We start from the raw sequence: 20,568 nt of genomic DNA on the forward strand, positions 1-20,568 counted from the left end.
CCGCTTCTGGCCCGCGAGGTCAGCCGGTGCGGACCAGTTCCCGTGAGAGGCCGGCCATCGTGTCGCTCACCTCGCGGGCCTGCTGGTGCAGGTCGCGCAGCAGGTCGGCGGAGCCCTCGGGGTGCCGGTGGGCGCGGATCTCCAGATCCGCGCAGATGGCGGCGAACCGGTTCGCGCCGAGAGTGGACGAGGAACCTTTCAGGCCGTGCGCGAGGCGGGCCAGGTTGCGGGCGTCGCCGGTGCTCGCGGCCTCGTCCATCCGGTCGAGCACGCCGGGCAGCCGGTCGGCGAAGTTGCCGAGGATCTCGGCGAGCCGTTCCCGGTCCTCCGGCACCATCTCGGCGATCGAGTCCACGCAGGCCCGGATGCTCGCCGACTCGTCGTCGGTGTCCGGGCCGGGCAGCGGGCCGATCCCGGCCAGCCGGACGTCGGCGTGGGCGGCGGCGCCGGCCAGCACGACGTCCAGGTCGGCCTCGATGATCGGCTTGGCCAGGAAGCCGTCCATGCCCGCCAGCTGGCTCGCCTTCCGGTCGTCGACCATGGCGTTGGCGGTCAGCGCGACGATCCGCGGCGTACCGTGCGGAGGCGGGTCGGCCCGGATGATGCGGGTGGCGTCGAGGCCGTCCAGGACCGGCATCTGCACGTCCATCAGCACCAGGTCGTACCGGGTCCGCAGCACCGCCTCCACCGCCGCCTCGCCGTCGCCGACCGTCTCGACCCGGTGGCCGCGCCGCTCCAGCAGGAGCTGAGCCACCCGCTGGTTGACCGGGTTGTCCTCGGCGACAAGCACCAGCAGCGACCGCCCGGCCCGCTCGGTGAGCGCCGGTGACTCGAACGGCTCGATGCCCGGGATGCCGGCGGACTCGACCGCGCCCAGCCGCAACGTCACGGCGAAGGTCGACCCGTGGCCGGGCTGGCTGTCCACGGTGATCCCGCCGTCCATCGCCTCGGCGAGCCGCTGGCTGATCACCAGGCCCAGACCGGTGCCGCCGTAGCTGCGGGCCGTCGACGCGTCCACCTGACTGAACGGCAGGAAGAGCCGGTGCAGCCGGTCCGCGGGGATCCCGATGCCGGTGTCCCGCACGGCGAGCCGGACCGCCACCCGCCCGCTCTGCGCGGCCGCCAGGTCCGGCGCCACCGACACCGCCACGGTGACCGCGCCGTGCTCGGTGAACTTGACGGCGTTGCCGAGCAGGTTGACCAGAATCTGCCGGATCCGCGCCTCGTCACCGGCCACCGTCTCCGGGCAGTCCGGTGCGAAGTGGCTCGACAGGTGCAGGCCCTTCGCGTCGGCGGTGAGCGCCACCAGGTTCATCGCCTGTTGCACGCAGGCACGCAGCCGGAACGGCTTCTCGTCCAGGCTCAGCTCGCCCGCCTCGATCTTGGAGAAGTCCAGCACGTCGTTGATGATCACGAGCAGCGAGGCGCCGCTCGCGTGCACCGTCTCCACCAGCTCCCGCTGGCGCTCGTCCAGCTCGGTCTCCTTCAGCAGGCCGGTCATGCCGATCACGGCGTTCATCGGGGTACGGATCTCGTGGCTCATCGTCGCCAGGAACGCCGACTTGGCCGCGGTCGCCGCGACCGCCTCGTCGCGGGCGGCGAGGATCGCGCCCATCGACGCGTTGACCGCCTGCGCCATCTGCGCCAGCTCGCGCGGCGACGACACCTCGGCCCGCCGGGTCAGATCGCCCTCGGCCACCCGCTGCGCCGCCGCTGTCACCTGCCCCGCCGGCCCGGTGATCCGCCGGGTGATCCACCTGGCGCAGAGCGCCACCAGTGCGGCCGTCGCCACCACGAACCACAGAATCAGCCAGCGCGTGTTCTGGGCGCTCGCCCGGCTGTCCGCGAGCTTGCCGGCCAGCCGCGCCTCCTCGTGCTGGTGCATCTGGCTGACCAGCGGGAACACTTGGCTCACGTCGACGTTCCCGCCGGCCGTCCAGCCGTCCACCCGCTCCTGGATCCGGCCCGTCAGCGCCTGGTGCGTCGCATCGTCCGCCGACGCGGCACGCACCTCGCCCAGCCGCCGGTCCACCGTCGCCCGGCTCACCCGGAACGCCTCCGCCCAGCGGGCGGTCGGCGCCGCCTGCAAGCTGCGCGACACCCGGTCCAGCGCGTGCATCGCGTCACCGAGCCCGCCGATCTGCCCGAGCAGCACGTGCGAATGCCGCATCGGGTCCTGGGTGGCCACCAGGCTGCCGATGCGGACGTAGGCGCTGATCCCGACCACGGCGAGCGCGATCAGGGCCAGGGTGAAGCCGGCCGCCAGCATCCGGCCCACGGTCCAGCGGGACATGAGAATCACTCTAGGAGTTGGTTCGTGACGGTTCGCCGCGTTCGGCCATCCGGGCGGCGAGCAGGTGCCGCCGGGCCCGGGCCTGATGCGCGGGCGGCGTCGGCTGCGGCGGGCCGTTGGGGATCCATCAGGCGGGGGAGAGAGCCGCCATCGCAGGGGCCTACCGCCGGCCTAGATCCCCGCGCCGGCCGCCCTTGCGCGGGCGTTCCGGCGGCCGCGGGCGCCGGCCTGCCGGGGTGAACGGGGCATCCGCGGCGCTGCACGTCGGTAGCCTGAAACGGTGACATCGGTGCTGGTGGTCGACGACGACCCGACGGTCCTGCGCATCGTCGAGACCGTGCTGCGGTCCGGCGGGCTCGACGTGGACACCCGGACGACCGGCCCCGACGGCTTGCGCGCCGCCCACGAACGGCTTCCTGACTGCGCCGTGCTCGACGTCAGCATGCCGGGCATGACGGGCCTGGAGGTGTGCCGCGCGCTGCGTGACGACGCGGAGACCGCCGACGTCCCGATCCTGCTGCTCACCGGGCGCGGGCAGTGGCTGGACGTGGCGTCCGGCTTCGACGCGGGGGCCGACGACTACCTGGTGAAGCCGTTCACCGCGCAGGATCTGCTGACCCGGGTGGAGGCTCTGACGGCGCCCGGGGGTGATACGTACGAGTGAACGCAGGGTCCCGACGGTTTTGTCGAGGGTGTTGATCTGCTAGCGCTACGAAATCGCGGTTTTGACCCCTTGATCACAGCGATTTCGCACCGCTGGCAGATCAACACCTCGGCAGGGCCGCGTCCGGCGCCGGTGAGGCCGGAACCGGGCACCGGGCCGCTGACGGCCATCAGCGAGGTCGCGGTCCTGGCCTTATGAGCGGCGATCACTGGGGGAGTGTGGCGCAGAGGTAGGGCGTGCCGGCGAAGGTTTCGACCGCTACCTGACCGTCGTGCCGGCCCACCACCGCGCGCGCGAGCATCAGCGCCATCGCGTTGCCCTGGCCGCCGGGGCCGGTGAAGAGCCGGTCGGTGGGTTGTTCCGGGGGCAGCCGGAAGGCCACCCGCCACTGGCCGCCTGCCCGCGTCGCCTCGATCCGGCCGTCGCCGCCGAGGGCGCGTACTGCTGCGAGCAGCCTGCGGAAGACCTGGCCCAGCCGTTCGCGGTCGCCGGTGAGCAGACCGGTCGTGAGGCCTGTCGTCTCGTCGGGGACGGACAGGGCGGTGCCGGCTTCGTCCGCCACCTCGGTCAGCAGCTGGGGCAGGTCGAAGGGGATCCGGTCGAGGCCGATCGTCCCGTTCTCGATGCCGCTCACCGTGGCGATCTCGGTGACCACGTCCTCGATCCTTCGCAGGTTGCGGGCCAGGACGGGGAGGACGTCGTCGATCGCCGGGTCGCCGGTCCGTTCGGGGAGCAGGCCCACGACGGCCAGTGCCGCCGCCAGCGGGGTTCGCAGTTCGTGCAGCAGGGCGCTGACCAGTTCCGTCTTGGAGGCGGTCAGTTCGGCGAGGGCGCGGTTCTGCCGGCGTTGCTGGTTGCGGTGGTGTGTGGTCGGCAAAGAAGACTCCTGCGGTCACCCCAACAGCCACAATGCGATCATGAGCAAGGTAGCGGGGTCCGGCCGCGCGAAACGGCGCATTCGGTGGATCGGCGCCGGGATCGTGGCGGTGGCGGCGGTGGCCGGCGGGGTCGTGTTCGCGGTCGTGCGGAACGAGGCGGGTCCGGTTGTCACAGTGGTTACGGCGGCGGTGGACCGTGGCGACGTGACGCTGCACGTGGCGAGCGACGGGACCGTGGAGCCGGCCAGCACGCGCAGCCTCGGATTCGCCGCCGGTGGCACCGTGGAGTCGATCGCGGTGCGGCCCGGGAACCGGGTGGAGGAGGGCGACGAACTGGCCGTCCTCGACGACACGGACGCGGTCGAGGACGTCGCCGACGCGCAGGCCGCCCTCGCCGACGCGCGAGCGCGGCTGGTGACGGCCCAGAACAACGCGGCCGCCGCGACCGCGAACGCGACCGCCTGCGCGGCAGCCACCGGCCTCGGCGTGCCGGACCCGGCAGCCCTGGCCATGGACCCGGCCGCGGGCGCGGGAACAGCGGCGGAAACAGGCGCAGGGACAGCGGCGGATGCCGGAACAGCGGCGGGTGTGGGAACGGCGGCCGGCGCGGGCGCGGTGGCGGGGGCCGCGTGTGCGACGCGCGGGTATCCGGGTGCCGGCTCGGATCAGGTGCTCACCGCGGAACAGGCGGTCAACGGCGCGCGGCGGGCCGTCGCCGCGGCGGAGAAGGCGCTCAGCGGGACGGTGATCACAGCGCCGATTCCCGGGACCGTGGTGTCGGTCGCGAGCCGCGTCGGCGGCCGGGTCGAGGCCGGCGCGACAGTCATCGGGCTGGCCGACACGAACGACATGCAGGTCGCCGCGGACTTCCCGGAGGCGGACGCCGGTGCGCTGGCGAAAGGGCAGCGCGCCACCGTGACCCTCGCCGACTCGGACGAGGTCCACGCCGCGAAAGTGGTTCAGGTGGACCCGGTGGGCACGTCCGACGGCACCCTGGTCCGTTACGGCGTGCTGCTCGCCTTCGCGGACGCCCCGCCGGACCTGCTCGTCGGCCGCAGTGTCCGGGTCCGGGTCCGGATCGGCGAGGTGGCGGGGGCGCTGCGGGTCCCGTCGACGGCGGTGCGGGACGTGGCCGGCGGGTCCGGGACGGTGCTGGTCCGGGCCGGTGGCGAGCCGGTGGAACGGACCGTGGAGGTCGGTCTGCGCGGCGACGAGTACACCGAGATCACCGACGGCCTGGCCGCGGGCGAACAGGTGGTCCGTTCCTGGTGAACTCGCGGACACCGCTGGGAGAAAACGGACAGAATGGAGGCGTGAAAGCGCTTCGCCGTCCCAGCACGGCCGTGAACGCCCTGCTGGCGCTGCTGATCGTCGGCGCCGGGTTCCAGGGCTGGACCCTGCTGCGCGACGCCGGTTCGGAGACCGGTGCGAACGCGTCCGAAATCCGTACCGTCACCGTCAGCGAAGGCACCGTGACCAGGACGGTCGAGGCCGCCGGGAACGTGGCGAGCGCCGCCACGGCGACCGCCACGTTCGGCACCGCGAGCACCGTGACGGCGATCAAGGCGCGGGTCGGTGACACCGTCTCCGCCGGTCAGTTGCTCGCCCAGGCCGACGCCACCGACGCGGAACGGGACCTGGGGCTGGCCCGCGCCGACCTGCAGGCCGCGCGGGACGCGCTGGACCGGGCGCAGACCGCCGGCACCGACACGAGCGCCGCCACCAACGAGGTGGCCCGGGCGGAACTCGCGGTGGACGGGGCGGAGGCCGCGGTCGGTGGCACGAAACTGACCGCCCCGATGGCCGGGACCGTCACGGCGGTGAACGGAACGCTCGGCGGCTCGACCCGGCCCGCCGGGCAGCAGGGCTCCGGCGGGTTCGTCGACATCGCCGACCTCACCAAGCTCCAGGTCACCGCGGCCTTCTCCGAGGCGGACGCCACCGAGCTCAAGGCTGGCCAGTCCGCCACCGTCACCTGGACCGCGCTGCGCGGCGCCGAGGCCACCGGCCAGGTCGTCGCCGTGGACCCGACCGCGACCAGCAGGAACGACGTCGTCACCTATCGGGTGGCGGTGAGCCTGCCGAACCCGCCGGAGGACGCGAAACCGGGCCAGACCGTCACCGTCTCGGTGATCACCGGCAACGTGGAGAAGGCCGTCCAGGTCGACGCGGCAGCGGTCAGCGCGGTCCGGGACGGGCACACCGTCACGGTGCTCGGCGGGGACCGCAAGCGAGAAATCCGGGAGGTCGAGGTGGGCCTGGAGGGCGATGAGGCGTACCAGATCACCTCGGGCCTCACCGCGGGGGAGCGAGTGATCGTCCCGCTTGCCGAAGGGGGTGCCGGGTGATGCGTGCCGATGAGGACACCGAGGTGCTGCCCCGCATCGGGGTCGACGCACCACCGATCCCGATTCCCGACAATCTGGCAGGCGTGCGCGCGGCGACCGCCCCGCGGCGCTGGTGGAACCGGACCACTGTCGCCCTGGCCGGGCTGGCTCTGGCCGCCGGTGGCTTCGTCGGCGGCGCCGCGGCCCAGGAACGCTGGGGGACCGAGCCTGCCGGTGTCACGACGTCGGGAACGGTCGAGCGGGTGGACGGCACCACGCTGCGGGTGCGGACCGCGGCGGGCGAGACGGTCACGGTACGCACGGACGGCACCACCGCCGTGCGCCTGGCGCAGACCGCCACCCTGGACAGGCTGAGCGCCGGCCAGGAGGTGACCGTCCGGGGCGAGACCGACGGCGAGGGCGTCGTCACCGCCACCATCGTGACCGCGGGCTGACACTTTTCCCGATGCCGGTGACTACCCGGCGCTGCTGACTGCCCTGCGGGCCGCGATGTTGGTAGCGTCGGAGGACACCCACACCCGTCGGGGAGGGGGCATGGTTCTCGTGGACCTACCGCGTTGCTGCCCGCGCTCGCCGATCGAGATCGAGGCGGTCGCGTGCACCGGCACCGTGGTCACGGTGGCGGTGCGTGGCGAGATCGACATGGACACCGGCAACCACGTGGAGCACACCCTCCTCGCGGCGCTCGACGCGGCACCGGAAACCCTGGTCGTCGACCTGAGTGGGGTGACGTTCCTGGGTTCGGTCGGCTTGCGGATCCTGGTGGAGTGCCAGTTGATGGCGGAGAAGTCGGGGCGGGCCCTGGTGCTCGGCAACGTCCGGCCCTGGGTCCGGCAGGTCCTGGAGATGGCGGGGCTGCGCGAGTTCTTCGACGTGCGGGCCACCGAGCGGGCCTGAGACGTGCGCGCCTGAGCTCAGCGCCGGCCGGAGTGGTGGCGGCGGGAGCGGTGCCGGCGGATCAGCACGTAGGCGACGGTGACCGCGAACGCGTCGACGGTCAGCAGCAGCCCGTGCCAGCTGAAGAGCAGCGTGACCAGCGGTACCGCGAGGAACAGCAGGATGCACAGCACGGGGATGGTCGGGAACGGCACGTCGGAGCCGGGTGGTTCGAACTCCCGCTCCAGATCGGCGAGGATGCGACGGTCGTTGTCAGAAAGCATCGATCGACTCCCGTGAGTCTTCGGTGCCGCCCGCCTACCCCATCGCGAGAATCCTAAACCTGACCGCCGGCGAGACCGTCCGGGCCCAGGAGAGCGGTCAGCAGGGCGATCCGCTCGGCCACGCCGGCGGACGAGACCCATTCGGTACGGGCATGTGCCCCACCACCTCGCGGAGCGAGCCCGTCCACCGTGGCCACCCCGAGGGCGCCGGTGGTGTTGGTGTCGGCGGCGCCGTCGGCCGGAAGCCCGCCGAGTTCCTGGCCGATGCCGCTCGCCACCGCCCGGATCCGGTCCAGCAGGCCGGCCGTCGCGGCGGACGGCTGCCAGGCCGGCCGGTGCGACAGCAGCCTCGTCGTCACCCGCGCACCCGCCCGGACCGGCCGCAGCGCGCGCAGCGTGCCCAGCACCGCCTCCTCGTCGCCGGGCGTGCCGAACCGCAGCCCCAGGTCGGCGTGTGCCCGGCCGGCCACCACGTTGGTCCGGCCACCGCCGCCGATCGTCCCGGTGTTCAGCAGCACCGGCCGGCCGGCGACCTCGGTGCGGAACCGCACCAGTTGGTCGACGAGCTCGTCGATCGCGTTCACCCCGGCGTCCGGGTCGAGCGCGGCGTGCGCCTCGACGCCGGTGACCTCGATCCGCGCGCGGGTGCTGCCGCGCCGCCCGGTCTTCAGGTCGCCGCCGGGGTGCGGCGGTTCCAGGCCGAGCACGGCCCGCGCCCGCCGCGCCTCGGATCGGACCAGGTCGACGGCGGTGGGCGAGCCGATCTCCTCGTCGGCGACGACGACCACCCGGATCTCCGGGCAGCCCGTGGCGGGCAGCGCGGCGACCGCCGCGAGCAGGGCGACGATCCCGGCCTTGGTGTCGTAGACGCCGGGACCGCGGATCACGTCGTCCTCGGCACTCCACGGCATCGTCGCGAGGGTGCCCACCGGCCAGACCGTGTCGTAGTGGGTGAGCAACAGGATCGGCGGGCCGGAGCCGGGCCGGTTCCACAGCAGGTGGTCCCCGGTCGGGTGCGGTTCCCGGGTCACCGTGAACCCGGCCCGGTGGGCGTCGGCCTCGAGCACCTCGGCCAGCGCGCCGAGGGCCCGCGGGTCGCCGGTCGGCGATTCCAGCACTGTCAGGCGGTGCAGTGACTCCAATGCGGTGAGCGACATATACGGACGCTAAGTTGCACCGCTGGTGTTGTCAACGAGCGTAAATCCCGGCAGCATGGCAAAGATAGGAACGCTATCCCTTCATGGTGGGTGCCTGATGACCGAGATCCGTGACCTGGACGGGCTCGCCGAATGGACGGCGGCCTCCGCGCTCTACCGCGCGGTCTTCGGCTACACCGGCCCCGAGTGGGGCCTCAGCCCGCGCCTGCTCGCCGCGCTGCGGCAGAACTCCGGCACGGTCGTCGGCGCGTTCGAGCCGGACGGCACACTCGTCGGCTTCTGCTACGGCTTCACCGCGGTCGAGGACGGCGAGATCTACCACTACAGCCAGGCCGCGGTGGTGGCGCCGGGTGCCCAGGGCGGCGGGATCGGACGCGAGCTGAAACGGGCACAGGCCGCTGCGGCGCGACGCACGGGGGCGCGGTCCATGCGGTGGACCTTCGATCCGTACGCGCTGCGCAACGCGCACTTCAACCTCACGGTTCTCGGCGTCACCGGGATCCGTTTCCTGCCCGACCACTACGGCGAGGCCGGCACCGACCGGGTGCTGGTCAGCTGGCGGCTGACGGGGGACGCGCCGGCCCGTACGCCCGGATCGGTGAGCGTGCCGGCACCCGCGGGTGACCGGATCGCCGCGCCCGAGCCCGCCGACCGCCTCCGGCTCCGCCGGCAGTTGGCGGACCGCTTCGCTGCCGGCGACCGGCTGACCGGGGTGGCCCGGGTCGGGGGCGATCCCGGCCGGGTCGCGTACACGTTCGAGAATGGCGCCTCGTGACCTCATCACCGTCCGAACGGTTCGACCGCAACGTCCAGCGCCGGTCCGCGCGGGTGCTGAAGCAGCGGGTGCTGGAACAGCAGCGCGCCGAGTTCGAGAAGGCCCTCGCTTGGGCCGCCGAGCACGACGCCATCGAACGTGCGGCCGCGCTCATCGTCTCCGCGCGGCGGCGCTACCTGCTCGGGCACGGGAAATCCCTCGGCTACGCCTCGCTGCTCGCCGCCGACCTCAGTGCCGGCCTCTCCGGCGTGCACCTGCTCGACGGTGTGACGGTGCGCCCGCTCGACGTCCTGAGCGACATCCGGCAGGGCGACCTGCTCGTCGCCGTCTCGATGTCGCGGTACCGCCGGGAAACCGTTGACGTCGCGTCCGCCTACGTCCGGCACGGCGGTGACCTGGTCCTGGTCACCGACACCGACGACGCGCCGCTGGCCGGGGTCGCGACCACGAGCATCGTCGTCGGGTCGGAGAGCGCGTCCTACGCCAACTCACCGTCCTCGGTCGTGCTCGCGCTGCACCTGCTCGCCACCCTGACCATCGCCAGTTCCAAGGGCGCCGGCCGCCGGCTGCGGGACCGGGATGCCCTCGCCGCCGAACTCGGCCTCTACACGGAGGAGACATGATCCGGATCGCCCGTGTCGAACTGCGCCGGGTGACGTTGCCCCTGGTGCACCGGTTCCGTACCAGCTCGCACGCGAAACGCTCCCTGGAACACATCCTGGTCCGGCTGGAGGCCGGCGACGGCTCGGTGGGCTGGGGTGAGATCGCGTCACCGAGCGGGCCGTTCTACTCGGCCGAGACGGTCTCCTCCTGCTGGGCCGTCGCCCGCGACTTCCTCACGCCGATCGTGCTCGGCGCAAGCTGGGAACACCCGTCGGAGCTGGCCGCGGCGACGGCGAAGGTGCGCGGCAACCACTTCGCGCGGGCCGGTTTCGACGTGGCGGCCTGGTCACTCTGGTCGGGCCGGTCCGGCATCGCGCTCTCCCGCGCCCTCGGCGGTACGCTGCCGCAGGTCGAGGCGGGTGTTTCCCTGGGCATCGAACCGACTGTCGACGACCTGCTGGCCCAGGTCGCGGCGCGGGTGGCCGAGGGGTACCGGCGGGTCAAGCTGAAAATCGCCCCGGGCTGGGACGTCGTACCGGTCCGCGCGGTCCGCGACGCGTTCCCGGCGGTGCCGGTGCACGTCGACGCCAACGGCGCCTACACCGACCCGGACGACCCCGTTCTCACCGAGCTGGACACTCTGGGCCTGCTCATGATCGAGCAGCCGTTCGCGCCGCGTGACCTGGTCGCGCACGCCGCGCTCCAAGCCAGGATCGGCACCCCGGTCTGCCTGGACGAGTCGGTCGAGGAGGTCGCCGACCTGGTCACCGCGCTCCGGCTGGGCGCCGGGCGGGTGCTCAACATCAAGGTGTCCCGGATGGGCGGCCTCACCGCCGCGGTGCGCGCCCACGACCTGGCCCGGGCCGAAGGGATGCCGGTGTGGTGCGGCGGGATGCACGAGTTCGGCATCGGCCGCGCCGCGAACGTGGCGCTCAGCTCCCTGCCCGGCTTCACCATGCCGTCGGACGTGTCCGGATCGGACAAGTACTACGCCCGCGACGTCACCACCCGGCCCATCGTGAGCACCGGCGGCCTGGTGGAGGTGCCGGCGACGCCCGGCCTGGGCTGGGAACCGGACCTGGCGTTCATCGAGTCGCAGACCGTTGACGCGCTGCGCCTGCCGTAGGGTCGTCGACTGGCACTCCCCACCGCCGCGGTCACCGCGGGTTCCCTGATCGGCGGGCGGCTCACGCACCGGCGGGGGTTCGGGTCACCGCCGCGATCCACTCCGTCGCGGGCTCGGCCTGCTCGGTCATCACGGAGATGTGCCCGGCGCCGGGCACCAGCCGCAGCTCCGCGCCGGGGATCCGCCCGGCCAGCCAGGTGCTGTGCGCGGCGGGCACCATCCGGTCGTCGGCGCCGTGCACGAGAAGCACCGGCGCGGTGATCGCGGCCGGGTCGAAGCCCCACGCGCCGACATAGGCGAGGTCGTCGTCGACGAGCGGTGCCGGGCCGTTCGCCTTCGCGGGCTCGACGACCGAGCCGAACCAGCCCCACACGCCTTCCAGCGCGGCCCAGTCGGCGGCGGTGAAGTCCACGTCGGTGACCGTCGGCGCGGCGGCGTACGCCTCCTTCGCCGCCCGCCCGGCGGCCGCGGCCCGCAGCGACGCCACACCCCCCGGCCCCATGCCGGCGAACCAGTCCAAGCCGTCCGCGGTGAACGGGGCGAGGCCGGCGACCGAGACGGCCGCGGTGACCCGGCCGGGCAGCAGAGCGGCGCAGGCCAGGGCGTGCGGACCGCCGCCGGACTGGCCGAGCACCGCGAACGAGCCGATGCCGAGCGCGTCCGCCACCGCCGCCGCGTCACCGGCTGCCGAGGCGACGTCCCGGCCCGGACGCGCCGTCGAGCCGCCGTAGCCGGGCCGGTCGTACCCCACGAACCGCAACCCCAGCCGGGCGGCCGCGGCGAACAACGGGGCCGGTGGGTGACCGATGTTCGGCGTCCCGTGATGCCACATCACCACCCGGTCGCCGTCGCCGTGCGTGTAGGCCCGCAGAACCCGGTCGTTCACCGTCACATCGGTCTCTATCACTCGATCACGATAGAGAATTGCCGGTGCACCACTCCACATTTCCGGGCGCCGCGCGCGTCACGAGGGGCGGAAGGGAGCACCCGTGACATTCGAGGAGTTTCTGAGCGCCCGGCTCGCCGCCCTGCTGCGGTACGCCACGGTGCTCGCCTGCGATGCCCACCTGGCCGAGGACATCGTGCAGGACGTCCTCGCGAAGGCGCAGTCGCGGTGGGACCGGATCGCGGCGGCGGACGTGCCCGAGGCGTACGTCAAACGCATGATCATCAACGAGCTGGCCTCGTGGCGGCGGCGCCGGGCCGCCCGGGTCGTGCCGCTGTCACACGAAGCCCTGGAGACCTTCGCCGCGCCGGCCGCGGACCCGCAGACGAACCTCGGCGAACGCGACGCCATGATCCGGCTGATCGCGCGGCTCCCGCTGCGGCAGCGCATCGTGATCGCGCTGCGGTTCTACGAAGGACTCGGTGACCAGGAGATCGCCGACCTGATCGGCTGCCGGCCGGCCACGGTCCGCAGCCACACCTCACGCGCGCTGGCCACCCTGCGCGCCGGCTTTCCCGCACAGACCACCCGGATCGGAGGCTGACCGGTGAACGACCAGACGATCAAGGACGCCCTCGAGGCGATCGCCGCCACGGCCGTCGCCCCGGAGCGGGTGCGCGCCCGCATCGACGCCCGGGCCCGGGCACACCGGCAACGGCGGGCGCTGCTGGCCGCCGCCGGGGTGGCCACGGTGACGACTGCGGTGGGCGTACCCCTGGCTCTGCGTGATCAACGCCCGACGCTGCCGTCCCCGGCGCAGCCGCCGGAGCCGGTGGCCGAGCCCCGGACGATGTCGTTGCTGTTCGCGCCGCAGTGGCTGCCGGACGGGGTGGCCGAACAGTTCCGGTCGGTCAAGTACGACACGGCGACCGGCGAGGTGCTCGGTGGCAGCCGGTCGTGGTACCCGGCAGGGGCGCCCTACTCGCTCGAGATCCCGAAGGGCAGCGTCACCCTGATGATCGACGAGCGGATCGACGACGGCTCCGGCGAACCGGTGATGGTCGGCCCGGCACGCGGCACGCTGCGGGTGACCGACAGCGCGTGGGTCGAATGGCAGCCCGCGGGCGGGCCGGTCATGGTCGTCTCCGTCTACGGCACCGGCGACGACACCGCTAACGCGCTCCGGGTGGCCCGCTCGGTGGCCGCCACCGACGAGACCGCGACCGTCACCATGCGGGCGCCGCTGGTGCCGCAGGCCTTCGACGGCCACACGCTGTTCGAGGTCTTCCCGGCCGCGGACGGCGGACGCCAGTCGCTGACCGTCGCCTCCGACGACCTGCGCAACCACTTCGTCCTGCAGACGTCGCCGCCGGAGAGCGGACAGCCGTTCCAGTCCGTCGAACGCAACGGGATCATGGTGTACCTGCCCCGGGAGGTGCCCGGGGTCGAAGTGGTCGACGGTGGGGCGCGGCTCACCGACGACGAGGCCAGGGAGGTCCTGGAGCGGGTGGAGTGCCTGCCCCCGGACCTGTCCTGGGTCGGCGGTCGCTGATCACTTCCGGTCCCTGATCACTCATGCCGCTGATCAGGTCAGCTCCCGCACCGCCGCGTCGAAGATCTCGTGGTGGCGGGTGACGTCCGCGATCGACGTCTCCGGGCACATCAGGGCCATGTTGTGGAACGGGGTCAGCAGCACACCCCGGTTCGCCAGATAGACGTGCAGGAAGTCCTCCAGCTCGGCGTCCGCGCTGCGGGCCGACGCGGTGCCGTCGCGCGGCGCCGGGCTGGCGAACCGGTACTCCACCCGGGCGCCGAGGCGACTCACGGACCACGGCAGCCCGTACCCCTCGATGATCTCGGCGATCCCGTCGGCGAAGGCCGACGCCGTCCTGATCATGTGATCGAACGCGGTCTCGGTGAGCACCTCCTGCAACGTGGCCCGGGTCGCGGCCATCGACATCGGATTGCCGGCCAGCGTGCCACCGACCCCGCCCATGTCGACCAGGTCCAGATCACTGCGGCCGGTCAGGGCGTCCGCGAGCTCGCCGCTCAACCCGTACGCCCCCACCGGCACCCCGCCACCGATCGCCTTGCCGATCGTCACCACATCCGGCTCCAGGCCCCAGAACCGGGTCGCCCCGCCCGGCCCCGCCGAGAACGTGTGCGTCTCGTCGTTGATCAGATAGGTGCCGTACCGCCGGGTCAGCTCCCGCACCCCCGCCAGGTAGCCGTCCTCGGGCAGCACGATGCCGATGTTCGTCAGCGCCGGCTCCATCAGCACCGCCGCCACGTCGCCGTGCGCCAGCTCCCGCTCCAGGCCCGCCAGGTCGTTGAACTCGGCCACCCGGCTCGTCAGCGTCACGTCCACCGGCGCGCCGACGTTGCCCTCCCGGCTCACACCCCGCCCGTCCGGACCCACCACGATCAGCGACTCGTCGACCGAACCGTGGTAGCAGTAGCTGTTCACCAGGATCTTCGGCCGGCCGGTGACCGCGCGCAGTAGCCTGATCGCCCACCGGTTCGCGTCCGTCGCGGTCAGCGCGAAACTCCACGCCGGCAACCCGAACCGGCGGGCCAGCTCGGCACCGGCGATCGCGGCGTCCTCGGTCGGCAGCATCGTGCTCAGCCCGCCCAGCTCGCCGATCCGGCGGGTCACCGCGTCCACCACGGCGGCCGGGGAATGGCCGGCCATCGCGCCGGTGTCACCGAGTGCGAAGTCGACGAACTCGTTGCCGTCGACGTCGGTGATCCGGTTGCCCCGGGCCCGCTCCAGGTAGATCGGGAAACCCGCCGCCGTCTTGTTCATCCACGTCATCGGGACGCGGCCGAACAGGTGGTCGGCGCCTTTGTACGCTTTCAACGAGGCCGGGTGCCGCTCGGCGAACGTGGCCCGTTCGTGCTCGGTCAGGGTGCGGAGACGAGCGCGATCAATTCCGGAATCCGTCGACATGGCGCGACGCTACCAGTGAATCATCACTCATCCGAGGTCCGGAGAACGGTAACCGTACGGCTGCGTCCGTCCGACACGTACAGCCGCAAACCGTCCGGCGAGATCGCGATCACCCGCGGGCTGTCACCCACCCCGACCGTGGACACCACCTTCGCCTGCTCCATGTCGACCACCGACAGATTGTCGGAGCCCTCGTTCACCACGTACGCGTGCTTGCCGTCCGTCGAGGTCATCACCGCCTGCGGCTCCCGCCCGACCGGGATCTGCCTGATCCGCCGCAACGTCGACGTATCGAAGATCTCCACCCGGTCCAGGTCGTAGTTCGTGACGATCAGCTTCGAGCCGTCCGGCGTCAGCGCGATCGCGTGCGGCGACCGGCCCACCTTGATGTTGCGCCGCACGATCCGGTCCGACGTGTTCACCACCGAGATCTGACTGGACTCGTGGTTCGCCGTGTACGCCGTGCCGCCGTCCGGCGAGAACGTCACCCAGTGCGGGTTCGGCGGCACCGAGATCCGGCCCGACTCGGTCAGCGACTCGTCGTCGTAGATCTCCACCCGCGCCGCGTTGTGGATCGGCAACCACACCTGCCCGTCCGGCGCCACCGCCGGCTCGAACGGCCGCGGACCCGTCCGGATCGTCTTCACCAGCGAACGCTTCGCGGTGTCGATCACGGCCAGTCCGTTACCGGTGAAATCGTTCTCGAACAGCGAGACGTACAGCCGCGCGCCGTCCTGGCTCACCGCCAGGAACCGCGGCGTGTTCGGCACCTTCACCGCCACGATGTCCCGGCTGGCGACATCGATGAAGTGCACGTCCTTCGAGTTCTGGTCGGCCACGAAGACCGTCTTGTTGTCCGGCGAGACGGCCACGCCCTCCGGCTCCTGCCCCAGCTGGAACCGGTCCACCACCACCGGCTTCGCCAGCGACACCGGAACCTCCGCAGCCGGCGGCCCGCCCGTCGGGTCCTCCGCCGCACCGCTCTGCGCCGGAGCGGCCTGCTGCTGCTGTTGCTGCGCCGGCGGCGTCGCCGGATCGTCACCCGACCTGAACAGCCGCACCCCGAGATAGCTGCCCGCCGCCAGCAGAACCACCGCGAGCAGGATCGCGAGCGCCTTGCCGGCCCGGCGGTTCGGCGGCGGGTCATTCCGGGGGTACGGGTCATCGCCGCGCCCCGGCGGTGGCGGCGACCCCGGGTACGCCGTTCCCGGCCGCGCTGTTCCCGGCTGCGCTGCTCCCGGTTGCGCCGTCCCCCGCACGGTGGCTGGGTAGGCGGCCGCCGGGCTCGCCGGCCAGTCGTTGGTGGACTGCCAGCCGCCGTCCGCGGGGGAGGCCGGCCAGGTGGAGACGCGCGGCGGCGGGTTGGGCTGGCCCCAGGGGTCGGACGAGGTGCCCGGCCACTGCTGGTGGGGCGGGGTCTGGCGCGGAGCCTGGGTGCCGGCGGCCCACGGATCTTCCGCGGCGGGCTGCTGGGGGCCGGGCTGCTGCGGGCCGGGCTGCTGGGGGCCGGGCTGCTGGTAGCCGGGCTGCTGGTAGCCGGGCTGTTGGTGGACGCCGATCTGTTGCTGGAATCCGGGCTGTTGCCGCGGGTCGGGCTGCTGCGGGTCGCCGGGTCCCTGCGGGGCGCCGGGCCGGGGGGCTCCCGAGGTGGGCGTGCTGCTCTGCCAAGGAGCCGCCGGTGCCCCCGAGGTGGGCGTTGCCCCCGGCCACGGTTCGGCGGGTGCGCCGGACGCCGGTGTGGTTCCCGGCCACGGCCCGGAAGCGGCCGCGGCGCCGGGCCACGGTTGCGGCGGCGCCCCTGACGTGGGCGTTGTTCCCGGCCAGGGCTCATGCGGTGCGCCGGACGTCGGTGCGGCACCCGGCGACGGCGGGCCGGACGCAGGAGCTGGCGCGCCGGAGGCCGGCGCGCCGGAGGCCGGCGCGGCTGCCGGCCAGTAGGCGCCGGTAGCGGTGCCCGGGCCGGGCCACTGTGCCGTCGACGTCTCTGCCGGCGGCGTGACCGGTGCTGCGGAGGCCGGTGTGGTGCCGGGCCACCGCGTCGGCGTCGCCTCTTCCGGCGGGGTGACGGGTGCTGCCGGAGCTTGGCCGGTGCCCGCCCACGGCGGGGTTGCGGGTGCTGCCGGAGCGGGGCCGGCGCCCGCCCACGGCGGGGTGACGGGTGCTGCCGGAGTCGGGCCGGTGCCCGCCCACGGGTCGTCGGAGCCGGGGCCTGCCCCGGACCAGCCGCTGCTGGGAGCCCCGGAAGCCGGGGCCACCGACCACGGCCGGGTGGCCGGTTCCGGCGGTCGGGCCGCATCCGGGCCCCCGGCGTTCTGGTTCGTGGTGTTGCCGCTACGGGCGGGCGGTGTCAGCCACGGGTCGCCGGCCACGCCGTGATGGCTGGGGCCGGGCCACGGGTGCGGCGGCGTTGTGTCGTCCGGGTCGCTGCCTGCCGCGTAGGGCGCCTGGCCCGCGGTGTCGGTGGGTCGGCCCGCGGCGGCAGAGGCCTGGCCCGCAGCGTCGGCGGTCTGCCCTGCGGTGGCGGTCTGTTCCGGGGCGGTGTCCGGGGTTGGTGCTTCGGTGGCGGGGCCGGCGGCGGGTTGCTGGGTTCGCAGCCACGCCGCCCCGGCGACCGAACCGCTCGGCCAGGAACCGGCGGCACTCCACCCCTGATAGCGGTCGGCCCGCGAGGCTTCGTCAGCAGTTTCCGGATCGGATCCACCGCTGGTCGCGTCAGGCTGGCCGGAATCCGTACGCCGCTCGCCCTCCGACCGGGCACTCGCCGCCCAGTCGCCGAACCCGGCCGCGGACGAACCAGACCGCCCGGCCCGCGTACGTTCGCTGTCGGTGTCCTCCGGCTCTGTCACCGCATCCTCCCCGGTGCGCGCGGGCGGGGCCGTTCCGGCGCCCTCGACCCGTGCACGCGGAACTTCTCCTGCGCCTGAAATGTCGCCATCATCCTGTGCGCCGACTTCCGGTGGCTGAGTGGTGGACCCGTCGCCGGGCCGCGCCGCCGGATAGGCCACCGAGTCGCCGGGTGGCTGCTCGGACGCGGTCGGCTGCTCGGGCGTGACCGATGGGTCGAGCGTGGCCGGGTGGTCGGGCCCATCCGAGGGCTCCCGCACATCCAACCGGCCATGTCCGTCCGGCTGACCCTCCGCGCCCGGCCGGCCCTCCGGGTCCGGCCGGCCCTCCGTGCCTGGCTGGCTTTGGGCGCCTGGCTTGCTCCGCGCGGGTTGCTCGCCTTGCGTCGCCAAGGGCTCTGGCGTTCCCGGGCGGCCGGATTCTTCTGGCGCCTGCGGGACGCTTGGTGCTCCGGGGGCGGCAGAGGCGTCGTGCGGGCTGTGGGCGTCCGGCGGCTCGGGGGCATTCGGGCGGCCGTGCGTCTCCGGCGGCTGGGGCGCGTCCGGTTTGTCGGGCGCGCCCGGCCATCCGGTGCCGCTCTGCTCTTGCCGTTGTCCAGGCATCGGCCCGCCGTGTTCCGCCGATCCTCGGCCCGTACCACCAGGTCCAGCCCCTGCCGGACCACCTGGGATGGGCGCGGGGGCGCCACTCGCGGGCGCCTCGTTCCACGCTACGGCGGAGGGGGTGGGCGCGTTGGGCGTACCCGATGGGTTGTCGCCCTCTGCCACAACCGGGTCGCGAGGTTTCGGCGTGGCCGTCCAGCCGAAGCCGCCGCCTGCCGGGCTGGGCCAGCCACCGCCCGAAGCCCTGGCCGGGGCTGCTGCGCCGCCTGACGGGGGAGCCGGTGGCGGCACCTCGTCCGGGGTGTGTGCGCTGCCGGATGCCGGATCGGGGGCGGGAACCTGCTGGTCGCCTGCCGTGTGAGCTGACGTCGGGGTGGCGTCCGGCGACGCATTCGGCGGCTGCGGCACGGTCCCGGCGGGGTTGGGCTGCTGCGGGAGGGCACCGGCAGGACTCGACTGCTGCGGGGCTTCCACCGCTGAAGCTGGGAAGTGCTGGCCATGGGACGGGAAGCCGGGGGAGTGCGGGCCGTCGGGCGGCGAGCCAGGGGAGTGCGGGCCGTCGGACGTAGAACCGGAGGTGTGCGGGCCGGCCGACGGCGAAGCGGGCGGGCGGGGGTCATCGACAGCCTCAGGGCTGCCCGGCGGAGGGGTGAACGGCGCGGCGCTCGTCGGGGAAGCGGAAAGGCCGTGGGGAGGCGGCGCCGGGAAGCCGGCGGCCGGCGGGGCCTGCGTCGCCGGACCTGCCGGCAGCGGGATCGCCGGGCCAGGCAGACGCATGGCGCCCAGCTGCGCCTCGGCAGGTTGAGCGCCGGCAGGTTGAGCCGGAGCAGGCTGAGCGGGGCCCGGCTGAGCGGCGCCCAGCTGCGCGGGGCCGGGCTGGGCGGGGATCTGCGGCGGGGTGCTTGGCCCCGCGGGCAGGGCGGGGGCTGACCAACCCGCGTCGGGCAGGGCCGGCGCGGATCCGTTCTGCCAGCCGCCGGTGGACTCCCGGTCCGCCGTGACCTCGCCGGTGACGACGAGCCGGGCTGTTCCGGCCGGGCCGTCCAGGGTGACCGTGCCCTGCAGGGGGCCTGTGGCCGGGAACCAGGAGACCTTCAGCACGCTGCCCTCGAGCCGGGCGTGCAGGCCTTCGACGGAGGTGGTCACGGCCGAGGCGACCGTCAGCGGGGGGCCCTGGACCGGGACACCGGCGGTCAGCTGGCGGGTGCCGGGCGGGACGCGGCCGAAGTCCAGGGAGGGTTCGGTGAAGCGTACCGATGTGCGTCGCAACGCGGCCGCCGCCGCTGCCGCCACCCGGCCCTCGCCGGTGGTCATGCGCCGCAGCGTCTCGCGGGCCTCGACCGCGCGGGTCAGGTCGGCGCTGGTGGACGCGACGGCGAGCTGGGCGATCATCGTCATCTGGTCGCTGCCGGGGCGGCGGATGCGGGATAGGTACGGCTGGCGGCCGGAACCGAACACCCACCGGCGCACGTTGGGGTCGCGTTCCTGCAGGTGGTCGTGGAGTTCGTCGATGCTGACGAAGCCGTCCCGGTCGCGGTCGGCGGCGCCGTTGCGGATGCCGTCCACGATCATGCCGGCGAAGGTGGGCGGTTCCGCGCGGGCTGTCGTCGCGATGACCACGCGGCTCTGCCACTCGGCCGGCCGCGCCGCGCGGAAGTGGTGGCCGGCGTCGACCGGGCCGCCGGTACGCCCGTCGAGCAGCACCACCGCCTGGCCGGCCCGGCTGCGCTGCATCATCACGGCGAGCTGCGCGACGTCGATCGCGGTCTCGGCCGGGCGGGCCATCGCCGTGTCCGAGCCGGCCAGGTGGAGGCCGCCGCCCGGACCGGTCAGCATGATCCCGCGGAAGTAGAGGAGGACCAGGTCGTCCTCGTCCCGCCCGTCGAACAGTGACGTGATCCGCGCATGCGTCCCGGCCGCGCCCGCGTCGTGCAGGAACGCCACCTCGAACCCGCCCAGCCCGCCGTCGCCGAGCGTCTCGGCGAGCGCGGGCACGTCGGCGGACGGCACCGCGAACCTGCTCAGAACAGGATCGTCCTGGTGCTCGACGGTCACCACCACTGCCAGTCGTCGGCCGCTCATCGCATCACCCTTCGTCCATGGTGCGATGCGCGAGGCCGCCAGGAAAGCCCCTGATGATTACGAACCGCCATCCACCCGCGACACAGCGTTGTTGATCTCGGGGTGGTGGCAGGCGTCAGGTCCGCGATCTACCAGGGATGATGTTGCTTTTGGTCCGCCTTCCGAGCGGACTTCCCGATTCACTGGATTCAGTGGATCTG

General features: G+C 73.5%; 17 protein-coding genes. 10 read left to right on the forward strand and 7 right to left on the reverse strand.

Annotation, left to right across the window (positions count from 1 at the left end; genetic code table 11):
* Positions 1–19: 19 nt before the first annotated feature.
* Complete coding sequence (locus LPA41_RS26325; protein WP_229073478.1) at positions 20–2,293, reverse strand: ATP-binding protein; 2,274 nt, start codon at positions 2,291–2,293, stop codon at positions 20–22.
* A 280-nt stretch (positions 2,294–2,573) separates the two neighbouring features.
* On the opposite strand from LPA41_RS26325, the gene LPA41_RS26330 reads away from it, so the two are divergent.
* A complete protein-coding gene (locus LPA41_RS26330; protein WP_229073480.1) occupies positions 2,574–2,957 on the forward strand; it encodes a response regulator transcription factor in 384 nt (127 codons plus the stop codon).
* A 205-nt stretch (positions 2,958–3,162) separates the two neighbouring features.
* Here the strand turns inward: LPA41_RS26330 and LPA41_RS26335 are convergent, their stop codons facing one another.
* Positions 3,163–3,834 (reverse strand): sensor histidine kinase KdpD, encoded by a 672-nt coding sequence (locus LPA41_RS26335; protein ID WP_229073482.1) that lies wholly within the window; start codon positions 3,832–3,834, stop codon positions 3,163–3,165.
* Between the two features lie 40 nt (positions 3,835–3,874).
* Here LPA41_RS26335 and LPA41_RS26340 point away from each other — a divergent pair, with 40 nt between their 5' ends.
* The 4 genes from LPA41_RS26340 to LPA41_RS26355 all read left to right on the forward strand — a co-directional run bounded on the left by LPA41_RS26340 (position 3,875) and on the right by LPA41_RS26355 (position 7,080).
* Positions 3,875–5,107, forward strand: a complete 1,233-nt coding sequence (locus tag LPA41_RS26340; protein ID WP_229073484.1) for an efflux RND transporter periplasmic adaptor subunit — start codon at positions 3,875–3,877, stop codon at positions 5,105–5,107.
* 41 nt (positions 5,108–5,148) lie between these two features.
* A complete protein-coding gene (locus LPA41_RS26345; RefSeq protein ID WP_229073486.1) occupies positions 5,149–6,183 on the forward strand; it encodes an efflux RND transporter periplasmic adaptor subunit in 1,035 nt (344 codons plus the stop codon).
* Positions 6,183–6,617 (forward strand): DUF5666 domain-containing protein, encoded by a 435-nt coding sequence (locus LPA41_RS26350; protein ID WP_229073488.1) that lies wholly within the window; start codon positions 6,183–6,185, stop codon positions 6,615–6,617. The genes LPA41_RS26345 and LPA41_RS26350 overlap by 1 nt, the downstream gene beginning before the upstream one ends.
* Positions 6,618–6,717: 100 nt before the next feature.
* Positions 6,718–7,080 (forward strand): STAS domain-containing protein, encoded by a 363-nt coding sequence (locus tag LPA41_RS26355; RefSeq protein ID WP_229073490.1) that lies wholly within the window; start codon positions 6,718–6,720, stop codon positions 7,078–7,080.
* 17 nt (positions 7,081–7,097) lie between these two features.
* Here LPA41_RS26355 and LPA41_RS26360 read toward each other — a convergent pair whose 3' ends face one another.
* Together LPA41_RS26360 and LPA41_RS26365 are read right to left on the reverse strand one after the other, a co-directional pair.
* On the reverse strand, positions 7,098–7,343 hold the full coding sequence (locus LPA41_RS26360; RefSeq protein ID WP_229073492.1) for a DUF3040 domain-containing protein: 246 nt from the start codon (positions 7,341–7,343) through the stop codon (positions 7,098–7,100).
* Between the two features lie 53 nt (positions 7,344–7,396).
* Positions 7,397–8,500 (reverse strand): M20/M25/M40 family metallo-hydrolase, encoded by a 1,104-nt coding sequence (locus LPA41_RS26365; protein ID WP_229073494.1) that lies wholly within the window; start codon positions 8,498–8,500, stop codon positions 7,397–7,399.
* Between the two features lie 97 nt (positions 8,501–8,597).
* Here LPA41_RS26365 and LPA41_RS26370 point away from each other — a divergent pair, with 97 nt between their 5' ends.
* From LPA41_RS26370 to menC, 3 genes are read left to right on the forward strand one after another with little or no spacing between them, the layout of a single operon-like run.
* Complete coding sequence (locus tag LPA41_RS26370) at positions 8,598–9,275, forward strand: GNAT family N-acetyltransferase (RefSeq protein WP_229073496.1); 678 nt, start codon at positions 8,598–8,600, stop codon at positions 9,273–9,275.
* Entirely contained in the window at positions 9,272–9,898 is a 627-nt protein-coding gene (locus LPA41_RS26375) for a MurR/RpiR family transcriptional regulator (RefSeq protein ID WP_229073498.1), read from the forward strand. Before LPA41_RS26370 ends, LPA41_RS26375 begins: the two co-directional genes overlap by 4 nt.
* Positions 9,895–11,004 (forward strand): o-succinylbenzoate synthase, encoded by a 1,110-nt coding sequence (gene menC / locus LPA41_RS26380; protein ID WP_229073501.1) that lies wholly within the window; start codon positions 9,895–9,897, stop codon positions 11,002–11,004. Before LPA41_RS26375 ends, menC begins: the two co-directional genes overlap by 4 nt.
* A gap of 61 nt (positions 11,005–11,065) precedes the next feature.
* Here menC and LPA41_RS26385 read toward each other — a convergent pair whose 3' ends face one another.
* Positions 11,066–11,911 carry an alpha/beta fold hydrolase gene (locus tag LPA41_RS26385; protein WP_229073502.1) on the reverse strand — a complete coding sequence of 282 codons (846 nt, stop codon included), beginning with the start codon at positions 11,909–11,911 and terminating at the stop codon, positions 11,066–11,068.
* Between the two features lie 82 nt (positions 11,912–11,993).
* Between LPA41_RS26385 and LPA41_RS26390 the strand changes: the two genes are divergently transcribed.
* Together LPA41_RS26390 and LPA41_RS26395 are read left to right on the forward strand one after the other, a co-directional pair.
* Positions 11,994–12,494 carry a SigE family RNA polymerase sigma factor gene (locus LPA41_RS26390; protein WP_229073503.1) on the forward strand — a complete coding sequence of 167 codons (501 nt, stop codon included), beginning with the start codon at positions 11,994–11,996 and terminating at the stop codon, positions 12,492–12,494.
* Positions 12,495–12,497: 3 nt separating this feature from the next.
* Positions 12,498–13,442: a hypothetical protein gene (locus LPA41_RS26395; protein WP_229073504.1), complete on the forward strand. Its 945-nt coding sequence runs from the start codon at positions 12,498–12,500 to the stop codon at positions 13,440–13,442.
* Between the two features lie 33 nt (positions 13,443–13,475).
* Here the strand turns inward: LPA41_RS26395 and LPA41_RS26400 are convergent, their stop codons facing one another.
* Together LPA41_RS26400 and LPA41_RS42515 are read right to left on the reverse strand one after the other, a co-directional pair.
* Complete coding sequence (locus tag LPA41_RS26400) at positions 13,476–14,840, reverse strand: transaminase (protein ID WP_229073505.1); 1,365 nt, start codon at positions 14,838–14,840, stop codon at positions 13,476–13,478.
* Positions 14,841–14,863: 23 nt separating this feature from the next.
* Positions 14,864–20,368 (reverse strand): beta-propeller fold lactonase family protein, encoded by a 5,505-nt coding sequence (locus LPA41_RS42515; protein ID WP_304523797.1) that lies wholly within the window; start codon positions 20,366–20,368, stop codon positions 14,864–14,866.
* Positions 20,369–20,568: the final 200 nt, after the last annotated feature.

The organism is Actinoplanes sp. DH11, assembly GCF_020873875.1.
In the GTDB taxonomy this organism is placed as follows: domain Bacteria; phylum Actinomycetota; class Actinomycetes; order Mycobacteriales; family Micromonosporaceae; genus Actinoplanes.